13 protein-coding genes and 1 pseudogene are annotated in these 17473 nt (G+C 59.6%); 11 read left to right on the top strand and 3 right to left on the bottom strand.

All coding sequences use genetic code 11. The features are described from left to right. Positions 1-11 precede the first annotated feature (11 nt). The 5 genes and pseudogenes from KUIN1_RS00565 to KUIN1_RS28430 form a co-directional block, all read left to right on the top strand. Positions 12-647 carry a LysE family translocator gene (locus KUIN1_RS00565; protein ID WP_152091768.1) on the top strand — a complete coding sequence of 212 codons (636 nt, stop codon included), beginning with the start codon at positions 12-14 and terminating at the stop codon, positions 645-647. 286 nt (positions 648-933) lie between these two features. Continuing rightward, the gene (gabD, locus tag KUIN1_RS00560; RefSeq protein WP_003367662.1) at positions 934-2376 is read left to right on the top strand and encodes an NADP-dependent succinate-semialdehyde dehydrogenase; all 1443 of its coding nucleotides are present in this window, start codon (positions 934-936) and stop codon (positions 2374-2376) included. A 186-nt stretch (positions 2377-2562) separates the two neighbouring features. Then, entirely contained in the window at positions 2563-3843 is a 1281-nt protein-coding gene (gabT, locus tag KUIN1_RS00555) for a 4-aminobutyrate--2-oxoglutarate transaminase (protein ID WP_152091767.1), read from the top strand. Positions 3844-4002: 159 nt separating this feature from the next. Further along, positions 4003-5394: an HDOD domain-containing protein gene (locus tag KUIN1_RS00545; RefSeq protein ID WP_172980088.1), complete on the top strand. Its 1392-nt coding sequence runs from the start codon at positions 4003-4005 to the stop codon at positions 5392-5394. A 24-nt stretch (positions 5395-5418) separates the two neighbouring features. Then, positions 5419-7078 (top strand): annotated as a pseudogene (locus tag KUIN1_RS28430) (urea ABC transporter substrate-binding protein); the annotation flags it as partial. Between the two features lie 64 nt (positions 7079-7142). On the opposite strand, the gene KUIN1_RS00525 reads toward KUIN1_RS28430, so the two are convergent. Both KUIN1_RS00525 and desA read right to left on the bottom strand, forming a co-directional pair. Continuing rightward, positions 7143-8141: a GGDEF domain-containing protein gene (locus KUIN1_RS00525; RefSeq protein WP_003401614.1), complete on the bottom strand. Its 999-nt coding sequence runs from the start codon at positions 8139-8141 to the stop codon at positions 7143-7145. Between the two features lie 129 nt (positions 8142-8270). Beyond that, on the bottom strand, positions 8271-9455 hold the full coding sequence (desA, locus tag KUIN1_RS00520; protein ID WP_057457259.1) for a delta-9 fatty acid desaturase DesA: 1185 nt from the start codon (positions 9453-9455) through the stop codon (positions 8271-8273). Positions 9456-9607: 152 nt separating this feature from the next. Here desA and dibA point away from each other — a divergent pair, with 152 nt between their 5' ends. The 6 genes from dibA to KUIN1_RS00490 all read left to right on the top strand — a co-directional run bounded on the left by dibA (position 9608) and on the right by KUIN1_RS00490 (position 15855). Then, positions 9608-11527 carry a phosphodiesterase DibA gene (gene dibA, locus KUIN1_RS00515; protein ID WP_003401609.1) on the top strand — a complete coding sequence of 640 codons (1920 nt, stop codon included), beginning with the start codon at positions 9608-9610 and terminating at the stop codon, positions 11525-11527. 200 nt (positions 11528-11727) lie between these two features. Beyond that, entirely contained in the window at positions 11728-11907 is a 180-nt protein-coding gene (gene oscA / locus KUIN1_RS00510; protein ID WP_003367675.1) for a sulfur starvation response protein OscA, read from the top strand. A 152-nt stretch (positions 11908-12059) separates the two neighbouring features. Beyond that, positions 12060-13070, top strand: a complete 1011-nt coding sequence (locus tag KUIN1_RS00505; RefSeq protein WP_011266175.1) for a sulfate ABC transporter substrate-binding protein — start codon at positions 12060-12062, stop codon at positions 13068-13070. Between the two features lie 94 nt (positions 13071-13164). After that, positions 13165-13986 carry a sulfate ABC transporter permease subunit CysT gene (gene cysT / locus KUIN1_RS00500; RefSeq protein WP_003401602.1) on the top strand — a complete coding sequence of 274 codons (822 nt, stop codon included), beginning with the start codon at positions 13165-13167 and terminating at the stop codon, positions 13984-13986. A gap of 13 nt (positions 13987-13999) precedes the next feature. Beyond that, positions 14000-14872 (top strand): sulfate ABC transporter permease subunit CysW, encoded by an 873-nt coding sequence (gene cysW / locus KUIN1_RS00495; protein WP_002551394.1) that lies wholly within the window; start codon positions 14000-14002, stop codon positions 14870-14872. A 2-nt stretch (positions 14873-14874) separates the two neighbouring features. Beyond that, positions 14875-15855, top strand: coding sequence for a sulfate/molybdate ABC transporter ATP-binding protein (locus tag KUIN1_RS00490; RefSeq protein WP_011266173.1), 981 nt, complete (start codon positions 14875-14877; stop codon positions 15853-15855). Between the two features lie 263 nt (positions 15856-16118). On the opposite strand, the gene KUIN1_RS00480 is transcribed toward KUIN1_RS00490, so the two are convergent. Beyond that, positions 16119-17470 (bottom strand): IS3 family transposase gene (locus KUIN1_RS00480; RefSeq protein WP_152091765.1). Its coding sequence is split into 2 segments (ribosomal slippage): positions 16119-17011 and positions 17011-17470, totalling 1353 coding nucleotides; the frame shifts between segments, so codons are not numbered across the junction. Between the last annotated feature and the right edge of the window lie 3 nt (positions 17471-17473).

Below are 17473 nucleotides of genomic sequence, written 5' to 3'. Positions count from 1 at the left end.
GAGAATAAAAAATGGAATCGCTACAACAGTGGCTCAGCTTCGCGATGATCGCCTTGTTCGTTACGCTCACGCCGGGGCCGGCGGTGATCATGGCGCTGTCGAATTCAATCACCCACGGGCCGGCGAGGGCGATGGTTGGTTCGCTCGGCAACGCCTTGGGGTTGATCGTGGTTGCCACGGCGGTAACGGCCGGGCTGGGCGCAGTCCTGGTAGCGTCCGCCAGTGCCTTTCTGGTGCTGAAAATCGCGGGCGCGGGGTATCTGGTTTATCTGGGGATCAAGCAGTGGCGTAGCGCGCGCAGTGCATTTGATGCGTTGGCCAACGTGCCCAAGGCGGTGTCCACAGGCAGCCTGTTTATCAAAGGCATCTCGGTAGCGCTGACCAACCCCAAGGCGATTCTGTTTTTCATCGCGTTTCTGCCGCAATTCATCCAGCCCGGCACCTTACAGGTGGAGCAGACGGGCGTGTTGATCGTGACCTTCGCCGGCTGCTCTGTGGTTGCTCACATCTTTTATGTGCTGCTGGCACAGACGCTCAAGCGTCACCTCAATTCGGCCCGCAGGCGCCAGAACGTCAATCGGGTGTTTGGCGCGTCGTTCATTGGTCTGGGGTTGAGCCTGTTCACATTGAAGGGCAGGGCAGTCTGATCACGTTGCGGTTGCAAGATGCCTCTGCGTCGCGGCTCGACGCTGATCAGAAAACCACACACCGCCCTGCGCCCGTTCTTTTTTTCGAACGGGCTATTGTCCTTTCCCCCCGCAATGCCTAGGATTCGTTTGAGATTTCAAACGCTCTTGTTCGGTCTTCCTGCCTTCATGCGTTGCGCAGCGCTGGAACCCGATGGAATGTTTTCCTGACGATGGCTTCCAAATGGGGTGCATCGATATCAATTGTTCGCGTCGCCTCTCGGGCGATGCTGTTTAGGAGGCCGACATGCAGCTCAAAGATTCCACACTGTTCCGCCAGCAAGCCTACATCAACGGCCAATGGCTGGACGCGGACGGTGGTCAGTCGATCAAGGTCAACAACCCGGCCAACAATGAAATCCTCGGCACTGTGCCAAAAATGGGCGCAGCCGAGACGCGTCGGGCGATTGAGGCGGCTGACAAGGCGCTGCCGGCCTGGCGTGCGCTGACTGCCAAGGAGCGTGGCAACAAGCTGCGCCGCTGGTTCGAGCTGATGATCGAGAACCAGGACGATCTGGGTCTGCTGATGACGCTGGAGCAGGGCAAGCCGCTGGCCGAAGCCAAGGGCGAGATCACCTATGCGGCGTCGTTCATCGAGTGGTTCGCCGAAGAAGCCAAGCGTGTCTATGGCGACGTGATTCCTGGTCACCAGCCGGACAAGCGCCTGATCGTGCTCAAGCAGCCGATTGGTGTGACGGCGGCGATCACCCCGTGGAACTTCCCGGCGGCGATGATCACCCGCAAGGCCGGTCCGGCACTGGCGGCGGGTTGCACCATGGTGCTCAAGCCTGCGTCGCAAACGCCGTTCTCGGCACTGGCACTGGCTGAACTGGCCGAGCGTGCGGGTATCCCGGCTGGCGTGTTCAGCGTGGTGACCGGCAGCGCAGGCGATATCGGTGCCGAGCTGACCGGTAACCCGATCGTGCGCAAACTGTCCTTCACCGGCTCGACCGACATTGGTCGCCAGCTGATGGCCGAGTGCGCCAAGGACATCAAGAAGGTGTCCCTGGAGCTGGGCGGTAACGCGCCTTTCATCGTGTTCGACGATGCCGACCTCGACAAGGCGGTCGAAGGCGCGATGATCTCCAAGTACCGCAACAACGGCCAGACCTGCGTGTGCGCCAACCGCATCTACGTGCAGGACGCGGTGTATGACGCGTTCGCCGAGAAGCTCAAGGCGGCGGTCGGCAAGCTGAAGATCGGTAACGGCCTGGAAGAAGGCGTCACCACCGGCCCGTTGATCGACGACAAGGCGGTGGCCAAGGTCAAGGAGCACATCGCCGACGCCGTCAGCAAGGGCGCAACCGTGCTGACCGGTGGCAACAGCCTGGAAGGCTCGTTCTTCGAGCCGACCATTCTGGTCAACGTGTCTAAAGATGCCGCCGTGGCGCGGGAAGAAACCTTTGGTCCGCTGGCCCCGCTGTTCCGCTTCAAGGACGAGGCCGAAGTGATTGCGATGGCCAACGACACCGAGTTCGGTCTGGCGTCGTACTTCTACGCGCAGAACATGAGCCGCGTGTTCCGTGTCGCCGAGGCGCTGGAATATGGCATGGTGGGTATCAACACCGGCCTGATCTCCAACGAACTGGCACCGTTCGGCGGTATCAAGTCGTCCGGCCTGGGCCGTGAAGGCTCCAAGTACGGCATCGAAGATTATCTGGAAATCAAATACCTCTGCCTGTCGGTCTGACCGACACTTGGGTATTGCAGCCGATGGCGCGCGAGAGCGACGTGTCATCGGCTTTTGTTGCACCGCAGTTTCCTGGTGGCCTGAAGGCTGCAGCAGTCGATCATCGTATGCTGCCGCAGTTGATCCGGTCCGCTTGATCCTTGATCCTTGACCCACGCCGACCGATGAGCGGCGAATGAGGAATACATGAGCAAGACTAACGAATCCCTGATGCAACGCCGCCATGCAGCCGTCCCGCGTGGCGTTGGTCAGATCCACCCGATCTTCGCTGCTTCGGCGAAGAACGCGACCGTTACCGACGTGGAAGGTCGTGAGTTCATCGACTTCGCTGGCGGTATTGCAGTGCTGAACACCGGCCACCTGCACCCGAAGATCATCGCCGCCGTGCAAGAGCAGCTGACCAAGCTGAGCCACACCTGCTTCCAGGTACTGGCCTACGAGCCTTACGTCGAGCTGAGCGAAAAAATCAACGCCAAGGTGCTAGGCGATTTCGATAAGAAAACCCTGCTGGTGACCACCGGTTCCGAAGCGGTGGAAAACGCCGTGAAGATCGCCCGTGCTGCGACCGGTCGTGCGGGCGTTATCGCCTTCACCGGCGCTTACCACGGCCGCACCATGATGACCCTGGGCCTGACCGGCAAGGTCGTGCCGTACTCGGCCGGCATGGGCCTGATGCCCGGCGGTATCTTCCGCGCGCTGTACCCGTGCGAACTGCATGGCGTGAGCGTGGATGATTCCATCGCCAGCATCGAGCGCATCTTCAAGAACGACGCCGAGCCCAAAGACATCGCTGCGATCATCATCGAACCGGTACAGGGCGAGGGTGGTTTCTATGTGGCGCCGAAGGCCTTCATGCTGCGTCTGCGCGAGCTGTGCGACAAGCACGGCATTCTGCTGATCGCTGACGAAGTGCAGACCGGCGCTGGCCGTACCGGCACGTTCTTCGCGATGGAGCAGATGGGCGTTGCGGCTGACCTGACTACTTTCGCCAAGTCCATCGCAGGCGGCTTCCCGCTGGCGGGCGTGTGCGGCAAGGCTGAATACATGGACGCCATCGCACCTGGCGGTCTGGGCGGCACGTATGCCGGTAGCCCGGTGGCCTGCGCTGCGGCACTGGCGGTGCTGGACATCTTCGAAGAAGAGCACTTGCTGGAGCGCTGCAAGGCGGTTGGCGAGCAGTTGGTGACCTCGCTCAAGGCGATGCAGGCCAAGTACCCGGTTATCGGTGAAGTGCGTGCGCTCGGTGCGATGATCGCTGTCGAGCTGTTCGAAGACGGCGACTCGCACAAGCCTAACGCCGCTGCAGTGGCTCAGGTGGTTGCCAAGGCGCGTGACAAGGGTCTGATTCTGTTGTCCTGCGGTACTTACGGCAACGTGTTGCGCGTGCTGGTGCCGTTGACCGCCGAAGACGAATTGCTCAAACGCGGCCTGGCCATTCTTGACGAATGCTTTGCTGAAATCGCGTAAAAAGTGTGAAGTCATGAATTGATTAATTTATGACCAAACAGACAAAAAAAGCCCGTTTCGACGGGTTTTTTTTGCTTTGGAGCGGGGTATTTCGCTGTTTTGGGTATATCCGGACGTTTGCATTGGCTAAGGTGGTCGCATTGACATCGGAGAGTCATGATGACCGCTGTAGTTTTGCCCGCCGTTCCTCGCGTACTGATAGCCGAGTCTGATCCGTGGGTTCGTGAGACGCTCAGCGACCTGGTGCTGGGCGTGCGTGCGGATATCGAGCTGGAGATGTGCACCGATGGCAAACAGGCCGTCGAGTGGATGAAAAAACACCTGCCGGATCTGATCATCGCCGCCCGCGAACTGCCGGGGATCGATGGCCTGAGCCTGCTGCGGGGCGTGCGCAATCTGCGTCGTCAGCCCGCCATCCCGTTCATTCTGATCAGTAATCGCAATGACAGCGCCAGCGTGCGTGAAGTCGTGCCGCTGGCACCGACTGCCTACCTGACCAAACCGCTGAACACCGAAGGGCTGCGCCAGCGTCTTGAAGGCCTGCTGCTGGAACGCAGCGCCCCGGTTGCGGGTGCGGTGCCCGCGCTGACGCCGGGTCTGACCCTGACCAAGTTTCTCGACAAACGCCGCGACATAGCCGATGGCGCGCCGCTGTTCGTCGATGTCGCCACGGCGGTGACGCTCAGCCAGACCGCCAGCGGCATCGACGCCGCCCTGCTGGAGCAGGAACTGCGCAATGATCCGCACATCACCGCCGTACTGATCGCCGCCGCCAATACGGCGGCGCAGCATCTGGGCAAGCCGATTCAGACCATAGGCGGGGCGCTGGCCATTCTCGGGCCAGTGCAGGGCGCCAATATCGCGTCCGGTCTGGGCAAAAAGCGTATGGCGGTGCTGACCAACGACGCGTTGCTGGCCAAGGCCCATGAGCTGTGGACCCTGTCGCAGCGCACGGCTGATTACGCGCGCATCCTGGGCGGCATGCTGGAGCTGGATACGGAGCGCTGTTTTAGCGCCGGACTGCTGCAGTCGCTGGGCGATCTGGCGGTATTGGGTTGTCTGCAGGAGTGGCTACTGGCTGGCGGCCAACTGGATGAGCAGGTGATCGGGCAGTCTCTGGAGCAATACTCCGCGGCCTTCGGTTCTGCTCTGCGCACCCGCTGGCGTTTGCCGCTGGAACTGCGTGAGCTGATCGCTGCGGTGTATCAGTACAATACCGGCATCTACACACGCGAAGTGCTGGCAATGAACCTGGCGGGGCAGATGGCGCGCCTGGGCGAGGAAGAAAGTGTCACCACGCTGATCAAAACCAAGTCGGCCAAGCTGTTGAAGCTCAGCGTCGGTGACTTGCAGCGCCTGCGCAAGAAGCTGACAGGGGTGACGGATCCGAGTTTGCTGAGGCCGCTGTCTAGCGAGCCTGATGCTGCTGTTCAAGCGGCAGAAGAGGAAGACGAGCCCGACTTACTGGACCTGGCACCTGAGGCATCTGCTGAAGAGCCTGCTGCGATCGAGGATACGGCAGACGCTGTTCAGGGTTCACCCGAAAAGTAAAAACCCCACTGACGCCTTCGCGAGCAAGGTACCGCGCACTCCCGTAGGAGCGAACTTGTTCGCGAAGGTGGTATTCCTGACGCAGAAAATCCATCGACTGCACCGGACTCTTCGCGGACAAGTCCGCTCCTACAAGGCACCGCGCACTCCCGTAGGAGCGAACTTATTCGCGAAGGCGGTATTCCTGACGCAGAAAATCCATCGACTGCACCGGACTTTTCGCGGACAAGTCCGCTCCTACAGGGCACCGCGTACTCCCGTAGGAGCGAACTTGTTCGCGAAGGCTACATTCCTGACGCAGAAAATCCATCGACTGCACCGGACTCTTCGCGGACAAGTCCGCTCCTACAAGGCACCGCGCACTCCCGTAGGAGCGAACTTATTCGCGAAGGCGGTATTCCTGACGCAGAAAATCCATCGACTGCACCGGACTTTTCGCGGACAAGTCCGCTCCTACAGGGCACCGCGTACTCCCGTAGGAGCGAACTTGTTCGCGAAGGCTACATTCCTGACGCAGAAAATCCATCGACTGCACCGGACTCTTCGCGGACAAGTCCGCTCCTACAAGGCCCCGCGTACTCCTGTAGGAGCGAACTTGTTCGCGAAGGCTATATTCCTGACGCAGAAAATCCATCGACTGTACCGGCCTCTTCGCGGACAAGTCCGCTCCTACAAGGCCCCGCGTACTCCTGTAGGAGCGAACTTGTTCGCGAAGGCTATATTCCAAACGCAGCCAATGCATTGAATGTACCGGACTCTTCGCGGACAAGTCCGCTCCTACAAGGCGCCGCGTACTCCCGTAGGAGCGAACTTGTTCGCGAAGGCTATATCCCAAACGCAGCCAATGCATTGAATGTACCGCCCTCTTCGCGGACAAGTCCGCTCCTACAGGGCACCGCGCACTCCCGTAGGTGAACTTGTTCGCGAAGGCGGTATTCCTGACGCAGAAAATCCATCGACTTTACCGGCCTCTTCGCGGACAAGTCCGCTCCTACAAGGCACCGCGTACTCCCGTAGGAGCGAACTTGTTCGCGAAGGCGGTATTCCTGACGCAGAAAATCCATCGACTGCACCGCCCTCTTCGCGGACAAGTCCGCTCCTACAGGGCACCGCGTACTCCCGTAGGAGCGAACTTGTTCGCGAAGGCGGTATTCCTGACGCAGAAAATCCATCGACTTTACCGGCCTCTTCGCGGACAAGTCCGCTCCTACAAGGCACCGCGTACTCCCGTAGGAGCGAACTTGTTCGCGAAGGCGGTATTCCTGACGCAGAAAATCCATCGACTGCACCGCCCTCTTCGCGGACAAGTCCGCTCCTACAGGGCACCGCGTACTCCCGTAGGAGCGAACTTGTTCGCGAAGGCGGTATTCCTGACGCAGAAAATCCATCGACTTTACCGGCCTCTTCGCGGACAAGTCCGCTCCTACAGGGCACCGCAGACTCCCGTAGGAGCGAACTTGTTCGCGAAGGCGGTATTCCTGACGCAGAAAATCCATCGACTTTACCGGCCTCTTCGCGGACAAGTCCGCTCCTACAGGGCACCGCGTACTCCCGTAGGAGCGAACTTGTTCGCGAAGGCTACATTCCTGACGCAGAAAATCCATCGACTGTACCGGCCTCTTCGCGGACAAGTCCGCTCCTACAGGGCACCGCAGACTCCCACAGGTGTATGTACTCCAACTGAAGGGGCAGCAGTACGCCTTGTTCGCGAAGGGGCCAATCGTGCTTTCTACATTCGGGAAAGCATTTCAGACCAGTACGATCTGATTCTTGCCCTGGCGTTTGGCCTGATACATCGCGGCGTCGGCGCGGCCGTAGAGGGTTTCGAGGCTTGGGTCGTCCGGGCCCAGATTGGTCAGGCCCTGACTGGCAGTGATGCTGAAGGTGGTGCCAGCGGACTGGAAGTTCTGACGCTGGATCTCGCGTTGCAGGCGCTCGGCGATCTGCATCGCCATGTCCGGCGCACAGCCGGGGAATACCGCAGCGAACTCTTCGCCACCGATACGCCCGAACAAGTCACCCCGCCTCAATGCCGAACGACCGCTTTCGGCGATGCGTTGCAGCACGGTATCGCCTTCCTGATGGCCGTAGGTGTCGTTCACCAGCTTGAAGTCATCGATATCCAGCAGCAGAAACGCCAGCGGCGTGCCATTGAGGCGAGCCAGTTCGAACTCGCGCTGGGCGCATTCGAAAAAGTGCCGGCGGTTGCTGCTCTGGGTCAGCACATCGGTGGTCGCCAGGCGTTGCAGCTCATTCTCGAGCTGCTTCTTCTCGGTGATGTCTTCGGCGATGCCCACCACGATCAGACGCTGGCTGGCGTCGGCGCGATGGCTGACGAAGCATTTGTCGCTGAGCCAGCGCACTTCGCCGTCCGCACGAATGATCCGGTACTCGCGATCCTCGATCGAGCCTTTCTCGATGACCTCGTTGAGGCTGCGCTCGGCGTAGTTCAGGTCATCGGGGTAGATGCTGTCGCGCCACTCACTGTAGTCAGCCAGCAGCAGGCCCGCCGAACGACCGAAGATGCGCTCGTAGGCCGGGCTGACATAGATCATGTGCTGGGTTTCCCAGTCGAACGCCCACAAAACAGCGTTCACACTCACCAGCAACGAGCTGAACAATTGTTCACGCTCGCTCAGGCGTGCGACTTCTGCCTGAGCGTGCATCAGGGCTAACAGGGTTTCTGCGGCTGCGGGCATATCAGTGATCGGTGTGCCGGGTAGGGAGGTGGGAGGCTGCTTTTCCATAAGAACCATCTCAAGCGTTTACGGCCAGTGAGGCGCCCTGTCCCGATTGGCGGGAAAGTTGATGAGATAGAGGGGGAGGGGATAAGTTCCGGGACCGGCGCGCCAGGGGAAGGCGCGCCGATCAACGGTTCAAGCGTGGGCGGGGCGTAGCGAGTAGGTTTTCAGCTGGTCGGCAAACTCGCGCAACGAGTGAATACCACTGGCTTCGGCCTCGTGAATCCACTCTTTCATGGCCGAGAGCATGTCGTGACCGTTGCTGCTGGTCTTGACCCAGATCTGCTGCAAGGCCAGGCGTTTTTCGTAGATCACCTTCAGCGCATGGCTGTGTTCCAGCATGGTCTGGATACGCAGGTGATGCTTGTCATCGAGCAGGCTGGTCTCACGCGACAGCAGGCGCTTGGCGCGGCGGAACTGATGACGCACCGATTCGTCGGCCTTGGCCAGTTCCTGGGCAACCAGCGGCGCGATCACCAGCTTGCGGTACTGCGCCATGATCTGGAAACGGTTGTTGAGAATCGCCATCGCGGTGTCCATGTCCATGTGGCCCTTGCCTTCGACCCGATGGGCAATAGGCGCGACCCGCTGGACCTTGGCCAGACGCAGGAAGCTGAAGACCTTGATCCACGCCCAGCCCATGTCGAATTCCCAGGGTTTGACCGACAGCTTGGCCGAGTTGGGATAGGTGTGGTGATTGTTGTGCAGCTCTTCGCCGCCGATCACGATGCCCCACGGCACCAGATTGGTGGCCGCATCACGGCATTCGAAGTTGCGATAGCCGACCGCATGACCCAGACCGTTGACCACGCCGGCAGCCCAGAAGGGAATCCACATCATCTGCACGGCCCAGACCGTGATACCGAGGACACCGAACAGCGCCACATCGATCACCGCCATCAGGGCAATGCCCAGCAGCTTGTAGCGCGAATACAGATTGCGCTCGATCCAGTCTTCCGGGCAGTTCTTGCCGTAGATACGCAGGGTGTCCTGGTTCTGCGCTTCCTCGCGGTACAGCTCGGCGCCCTTGCGCAGCACGGTGGACAGACCCTTGACGACCGGGCTGTGCGGGTCATCGACAGTTTCGCATTTTGCGTGGTGTTTGCGGTGGATGGCTGTCCACTCGCGAGTATTCTGGGCAGTGGTCAGCCACAGCCAGAAGCGGAAGAAGTGTTTCAGACCCGCGTTGAGCTCAAGTGAGCGGTGGGCTGAATAGCGGTGCAGATAGACCGTGACGCCAATGATCGTTACATGGGTCATGACCAGCGTGACCGCTATTAACTGCCAGACGGAAAGGTCGAGCAAACCGTTGTACAACATAGGCTGTTTGGCCCTCGTAGAAAACCTGTGAAGAAAAAAGTCGCAACAGCATTATCACTGACATTGCTCAGAAAACCAGTCACCCTTGCACATAAGCGTCGCAGGATGTTTCTTGCTTTATAATCCAGACCTTTCTCAAGGCCCGCTTTTTTATGTCCGATTATTCCCGTAACGCGCTGCGAACCGCCGTTCTGTATGGGCTACTGTCGATTCTGTGGTTCGCGACAGGCAGCGCCCTGCTGTCTTTTTTCGTCAAGGATCCGGCTCGACTGGCCGTCGGACAACAGATGATCGGTTACGGCTGGGCGTTGCTCAGTACCGTCATGATCTTTATTGCACGTGACAGATTGAAGGCCATCGTCGGCGGCGAAGCGCAGTTCGAGCGTCAACAGCAGGACTATGACCGGCTGCTGCTGGCGGCGGTGGTGTTCGACAGCACGCGTGAGGGCGTACTGGTCAGTGATGCCGAAGGGCGCATTGTCCATGTAAATCGTGCGTTTGTGGACATCACCGGCTATCAGGCCGACGAGGTGCTGGGCTTCAACCCCAGCAAGTTCAAGTCCGGTCGTCATGGCCCCGAGTTTTATCGGCAGATGTACCACTCGCTGCAGAGTGCCGGGCAGTGGAGCGGCGAGATCTGGAACCGACGCAAAAGCGGCGAGATCTATCCGCAGTGGCAAACCATCCGCAGCATCAAGGGTGAGGACGGGCAGCCCAGGCATTTTGTCGCGGTGTTTTCCGACATCACGGCCATCAAGCGCTCCGAGCAGGAGTTGGCGCAACTGGCCCATTACGATGCGCTGACCGAGTTGCCCAATCGTCTGCTGCTGACCGACCGGATCAGCCAGGCGCTGACCTCGGCGCGCTCCAGCAGGCGCGGCTGTGCGCTGCTGGTGGTCGACCTGGACAACTTCAGAAACATCAACGACAGCCTTGGCCATAACATCGGCGACGAAGTGCTCAAGGCGGCTGCCGAACGTCTCAATGCGCTGGCCGACAGCGGCATGACGGTCTCGCGGCTGGGCGGTGACGAATTCGCGCTGCTGGTCAAAAACTGTACACACATGGTGCATGCCGCAGCGCTCGCGCAGCAGGTGATCAATGCCTTCAAAGCGCCATACCCGATTGCCGGGCACCAGTTGTTCGTCACTGCCAGTATCGGTATCAGCCTGTTTCCCGGTGATGCGCTGACCGCCGAGCAGTTGTTGCGCAATGCCGATTCGGCGCTGTTCAAGGCCAAGACCGATGGCCGCGAAGGGTTTGCGCTGTACACCGAAGAGCTGACCGCCCAAGCCCAGCAACGGGTGCAACTGGCCAGCGAGTTGCGTCAGGCGATCGAGCAGGACGAATTGCGGGTGTTCTACCAACCGGTTTACGACCTGGTGACCGGGCGTATCTGCGCGGTCGAAGCGCTGGTGCGCTGGCAGCACCCGACCCGTGGCATGGTGTCGCCTGGCGACTTCATCCCGATTGCCGAGCAGAACGGGCTCATCGCCGATATCGATGCCTGGGTATTGAACACCGCCTGTCGGCAGATGCAGGCCTGGCTGGCAGAAGGCGTCTCGATTGCGTCCGTCGCGGTCAATGTGTCCAGCCGTCTGTTCAGTCGTGGTGATGTCGATCGGCAAGTGGCTGAGGTCTTGAACGAGACCGGCCTTGATCCGGCATTTCTTGAGCTGGAAGTCACCGAAAGTGCCGTCATGGAGGACCCTGAACAGGCCATCGAGCAACTGCATCGTCTGCGTGAACTGGGCCTGAGCCTGGCTATCGATGATTTCGGCACAGGCTACTCATCGCTGCTGCGGCTCAAGAGCATGCCGGTGCAGAAGCTCAAGATCGACCAGGGTTTCGTGGCCGGACTGCCGGGCGATGTGGATGACATCGCGATCGTCCGGGCGGTCATCGCGCTGGCTTCGAGCCTGGGCATGCGTGTACTGGCCGAGGGGATCGAGCACGCCAATCAGGCTTCATTTCTGTTAAGCAACGGTTGCGAGCTGGGCCAGGGCTACTGGTTTGCCCGGCCCATGGCGGCACAATCGATTGATTGGACGCACGCGCCCGCGTTCAACTAGTTCAGCCCTCTCTGACAACGCTCGTCCGGGTGTGCAATGCACCCTGACAGACTCACGCCGCCCTAAAGTCTTTTTGGTTATATCTGCATTCTTAAATAGTCTTTTTAAGAATATCCGCACCTCACTATTATTGCCTCACCGCCATACGCCATCGCCCCCAGTCGCGAAGGCTGGCCTCTCACTTCTCAAGGAATAAGACAATGAGTGCATCTCTACGTAGTGTTGACGGTCAGGACGAAGCAGCCATTCTGCGTGAAATTCAGAGTGCATTGCGTGACCTGCGTTTTGGTGCCGTCGAAATCACCGTGCACAACGCACAGGTGGTGCAGATCGAGCGCAAGGAAAAGTTTCGTTTGCAGAACCCTGCCAAGCAGAACTGAAGCGGCAATCACCCGACTGGTCAACCGGAGGGTTTCATCCTGACTCCTGATACCCCCCTGAAAAAAAGCAGCGCGCCCGTGCGGATGCCGTTCTGACGCGCCAAGAAGAAATCAAAAAAGCCAACACACCGTATTTCCAGGAGCTTCAATCTATGTCCATTCGCCGTTTTGCGCTGGCGGCTCTCGCCAGTGCTGTTTTCGCAGGTTCGGCTGTTGCCAAGGATTACGAACTGCTCAACGTGTCCTACGATCCGACCCGCGAGCTGTATCAGGACTACAACGCAGAATTCGTCAATTTCTGGAAAAAATCCCACCCGGACGACAAGGTCGAGATCAAGCAATCTCACGGCGGCTCGGGCAAGCAGGCGCGTGGCGTGATCGACGGCCTGCGTGCCGACGTGGTGACCCTGGCACTGGCCGGTGACATCGACGAAATCGCCAGGCTCGGCAAGACCCTGCCTGAAAACTGGCAGACCCGCCTGCCGGACGCGAGCACGCCGTACACCTCGACCATCGTGTTTCTGGTGCGCAAGGGCAACCCGAAAGGCATCAAGGACTGGGGCGACCTGACCAAGGAAGGCGTCTCGGTGATCACCCCCAACCCGAAAACCTCGGGCGGTGCACGCTGGAACTTCCTGGCCGCCTGGGCCTACGGCCTGAAGGCGGGCGGCGGTGACGAAGCCAAGGCCAAGGAATACGTACAGACGCTGTTCAAGCACGTGCCGATCCTGGACACCGGCGCACGCGGTTCGACTATCACCTTCGTCAACAACGGTCAGGGTGACGTGCTGCTGGCGTGGGAAAACGAAGCGTTTCTGGCGTTGAAAGAAGACGGCGGCAAGGACAAGTTCGATATCGTCGTACCGTCGCTGTCGATCCTTGCCGAACCTCCGGTCGCCGTGGTCGACAAGAACGCCGAGCGGAAAGGCAACAGCGAAATCGCGACTGAATACCTCAAGCACCTGTACAGCAAGGAAGGTCAGGAAATCGCCGCGAAAAACTTCTATCGTCCACGTGATGCCGAAGTGGCCGCCAAGTACGAGAAGCAATTCCCGAAACTCGATCTGGTGACTATCGACAAAGACTTTGGTGGCTGGAAAACTGCGCAGCCGAAGTTTTTCAATGACGGCGGCGTGTTCGATCAGATTTATCAGGCGCAATAAGCCGAATGAGGATGCCGCACCAGCGGCATCACAGGTTTGGCCAAACAGCCCGGATTAACCTCCGGGCTTCGTGCAAGTGAAACCAGGGACTTTTATGTCGCGTCGTATCTCCCCCGTCATACCCGGCTTCGGGCTGACGCTGGGCTACACCTTGGTGTACCTCAGTCTGATTGTGCTAATACCGCTGGCCGCCATGTTCGTACATGCCGCGCAGCTCACCTGGGATCAGTTCTGGACCATCATCACGGCCCCTCGCGTGATCGCGGCACTCAAGCTGAGTTTCGGCACCGCCTTTTACGCAGCCCTCATCAACGGGGTGATCGGCACACTGCTGGCCTGGGTGCTGGTGCGCTACACCTTCCCCGGGCGCAAGGTCATCGATGCGATGATCGATCTGCCATTCGCCCTGCCGACCGCCGTGGCCGGTATCGCCCTGACCGCGCTGTACGCGCCCAACGGCTGGGTCGGCCAGTTCGCGGCTGATCTGGGTTTCAAGATCGCCTACACCCCGTTGGGCATCACCCTGGCGCTGACCTTCGTCACCCTGCCGTTCGTGGTGCGCACCGTGCAGCCTGTGCTGGCCGACATCCCCCGCGAAGTCGAAGAGGCCGCCGCCTGCCTGGGCGCGCGTCCGCTGCAGGTGTTTCGCCACATCCTCGTCCCGGCGTTGCTGCCTGCCTGGCTGACCGGCTTCGCCCTGGCGTTTGCCCGTGGCGTGGGCGAGTACGGTTCGGTGATTTTCATCGCCGGCAACATGCCGATGAAAACCGAGATCCTGCCGCTGCTGATCATGGTCAAGCTCGACCAGTACGACTACACCGGCGCAACCGCTATCGGCGTGATGATGCTGGTGGTGTCCTTCATTCTGCTGCTGCTGATCAACCTGCTGCAGCGGCGCATTGAAACCCCATCCTGAGGAGGCGCAGAACATGTCTTATTCATCTGTTTCAGCCGCCGCCTCTGCCAACGCCGCCCGTCGTGGCAGCGCGGTGTCGCGACGCATCCTGATCGGCCTGTGCTGGCTGGTGTTCGTCCTGTTTCTGGGCCTGCCGCTGTTCATCGTGGTGTCCCAGGGCCTGAAAAACGGTCTGGGCGCGTTCTTTACCGCGATCCTCGAGCCGGACGCGCTGTCGGCGCTGAAGCTGACGGTCATAGCGGTATTGATCTCGGTGCCGCTAAACCTGGTATTCGGCGTCAGCGCCGCATGGTGCGTGAGCAAATACTCGTTCCGCGGCAAGAGCATTCTGGTCACGCTGATCGACCTGCCGTTCTCGGTGTCGCCGGTCATCGCCGGTCTGGTCTACGTGCTGATGTTCGGTGCACAGGGGCTGTTCGGGCCGTGGCTGCAGGATCACGACATCCAGATCGTCTTTGCCCTGCCGGGCATCGTGCTGGCGACCATCTTCGTCACCGTGCCCTTCGTTGCCCGTGAGCTGATCCCGCTGATGCAGGAGCAGGGCACTCAGGAAGAAGAAGCCGCACGGCTGCTGGGCGCCAATGGCTGGCAGATGTTCTGGCACGTCACGGTGCCGAACATCAAATGGGGCCTGATCTACGGCGTGGTGCTGTGTACGGCGCGGGCGATGGGTGAGTTTGGCGCGGTGTCGGTGGTGTCCGGGCACATTCGCGGCGTCACCAACACCCTGCCGCTGCACGTCGAAATCCTCTACAACGAATACAACCACGTTGCCGCCTTTGCCGTGGCGAGCCTGTTGCTGATCCTGGCGCTGTTCATCCTGCTGCTCAAGCAGTGGAGCGAATCGCGCATTAACCGTCTGCGCCATAACGCGGCGGAGGAATAATCATGTCGATCGAAGTCCGTAACGTCAGCAAGAACTTCAATGCCTTCAAGGCCCTGAACAACATCAGTCTGGACATCCAGAGTGGCGAGCTGGTGGCTTTGCTGGGCCCGTCAGGCTGTGGCAAGACCACCCTGCTGCGCATCATTGCCGGCCTGGAAACCCCGGATGACGGCAGCATCGTGTTCCATGGCGAAGATGTGTCCGGCCACGACGTGCGTGATCGCAACGTCGGGTTCGTGTTCCAGCATTACGCGCTGTTCCGCCACATGACGGTGTTCGACAACGTCGCGTTCGGCCTGCGCATGAAGCCCAAGCGCGAGCGCCCGAACGAAACGCGCATCGCCGAGAAGGTCCATGAGCTGCTGAACATGGTGCAGCTGGACTGGCTGGCCGACCGTTATCCGGAGCAACTGTCGGGTGGACAGCGCCAGCGAATCGCCCTGGCCCGCGCCCTGGCGGTCGAGCCCAAGGTGCTGCTGCTGGACGAGCCGTTCGGCGCGCTGGACGCCAAGGTCCGCAAGGAGCTGCGTCGCTGGCTGGCGCGCCTGCACGAAGACATCAACCTGACCTCGGTGTTCGTGACTCACGATCAGGAAGAGGCCATGGAAGTGGCTGACCGCATCGTGGTGATGAACAAGGGCGTGATCGAACAGATCGGCTCGCCGGGCGAGGTCTACGAGAACCCGTCCAACGACTTCGTCTACCACTTCCTCGGCGACTCCAATCGCCTGAGCCTGGGCGCGGAAGGTCACCTGCTGTTCCGTCCGCATGAGGTGTCGCTGTCCCGCCAGGAAATCGAAGACCACCACGCCGCCGAAGTCCGCGACATCCGCCCACTGGGCGCGACGACGCGGGTCACGTTGAAAGTGGAAGGGCAGGATGAGCTGATCGAGGCCGAAGTGGTGAAAGACCACGACAGCCTGGTGGGCCTGGCGAAGGGCGAGACGCTGTTCTTCAAACCGAAGGTCTGGCAGAAGCTTTAAGCCCAGCCCCCGGCTATCGTTCCCATGCTCCGCGTGGGCACGGTAGTCGTCTCACGGTTTTTATCGTTCCCATGCTCCGCGTGGGAACGCCTTTCCGGACGCTCTGCGTCCGATCTTGAGTGCGCGGTGTCAGCACGGGCATGTGACGCAGAGCGTCACGAACTGCATGCCAACGCGGAGCATTGGCACGATAGTCACGCCCTCCGGGCAGAAGCCTTATCGTTCCCATGCTCCGTGGACTGCCCCCCGAAAGTTGGACAATTTTAGCTCGCCGCCTGAGCCCTGTATTTTACGGGGCTCAAGCCGTTTAGCTTCAGCTTGATGCGGTCATGGTTGTAGTAGCGGATGTACTCATCCAGACCTGCCTTCAGCTCTTCTATGCTTTCAAATCGTTTCAAATAGAAAAACTCGGACTTCAGCGTACCAAAGAAGCTTTCCATTGCGGCATTGTCCAGGCAATTTCCCTTACGAGACATGCTTTGCTTTACACCCTTTACCGCCAGTTTCTGACGGTACTGCGCGTGTTGATACTGCCAGCCCTGATCCGAGTGCATCACAAGCTTCGGCTCGTCCTGCAACTGCTGGAGAGCCTTGTCCAGCATATTGGTGACCAGCTCAAAGCACGGCCTGGTAGACACTTCGTACGCCACGATCTCACCGTTGTACAGGTCCATCACGGGCGAGAGATACAGCTTTCGATTGGCCACTTTAAACTCGGTCACATCGGTCACCCATTTCTGGTTCGGGCGTTGCGCCGTGAACTTGCGCTCCAGCAAATTCGGCGCAATTTTCCCGACGGTGCCCTTATAGGAGCGGTACTTCTTGGGTCGCACAACTGATCTCAGGCCCAGTTCAGCCATCAATCGCTCCACAACCTTCTTGTTGACCAACGTGCCTGAGTTGCGAATGACCGCCGTGATACGCCGAGCCCCATAAAGACCTCTCTCCTCGTGATAAACACGCTCTATCTCCTGCTTCAGAGCTGCATCTGGATCGGGTCTGGATTGCACCTGAGCCTGATAGTAAAACGTGCTGCGCGCCAGGCCCGCCAGCGTCAGAAGGGCGCACATCGGAAACCGGTTCCTCAGTTGTTTGACGATCAGGGCTTTTTCTTTTGCCGTCGTTGCTGCTCCTTCAACTCTTCCAACTTTTTTAGGTAAGCGTTCTCCATGCGCAGGTATTCAAGCTCGGCCATTAACTGGTCGCGTGTCTTGTGCGTATCGTCAGCGGTTACGGGTTCGGTGGGATAAGGCTTCTTGGGCATGGCAGCAGGCTTTCTTCTTGTGGGAACACGCGGGGCTAGACCGTTACTGTAATGCTGCTGTTCCCAAATGACTATTTGGCCAGGATCACCAATACCAAAATGCGCTGCGGTCTGGCGAAGCGACAGCCCGTGCTCGCGCTTGTGCTCAAGCACTGAGCGTTTGAAGACTTTACTGTACCGAAGACCAGGCTTGCGATGGCCTGTGTGCCCATGGCTCTTGTAATTGGCGACCCAGCGTCGAAGCAGGCTGAAATCGATCGAGAACTGACTGGCCACCTTACGAAAGCCGATGTTGCCTTCAAGGTACGCTTTGACGACGGTGAGCTTGAATTGCTCTGAATACTTGGCCATTTG

This window comes from Pseudomonas sp. KUIN-1, assembly GCF_009176725.1.
In the GTDB taxonomy this organism is placed as follows: domain Bacteria; phylum Pseudomonadota; class Gammaproteobacteria; order Pseudomonadales; family Pseudomonadaceae; genus Aquipseudomonas; species Aquipseudomonas fragariae.
Note: the sequence above shows the minus strand (reverse complement) of the source record. Positions and strands in the feature narration are given on the sequence as shown.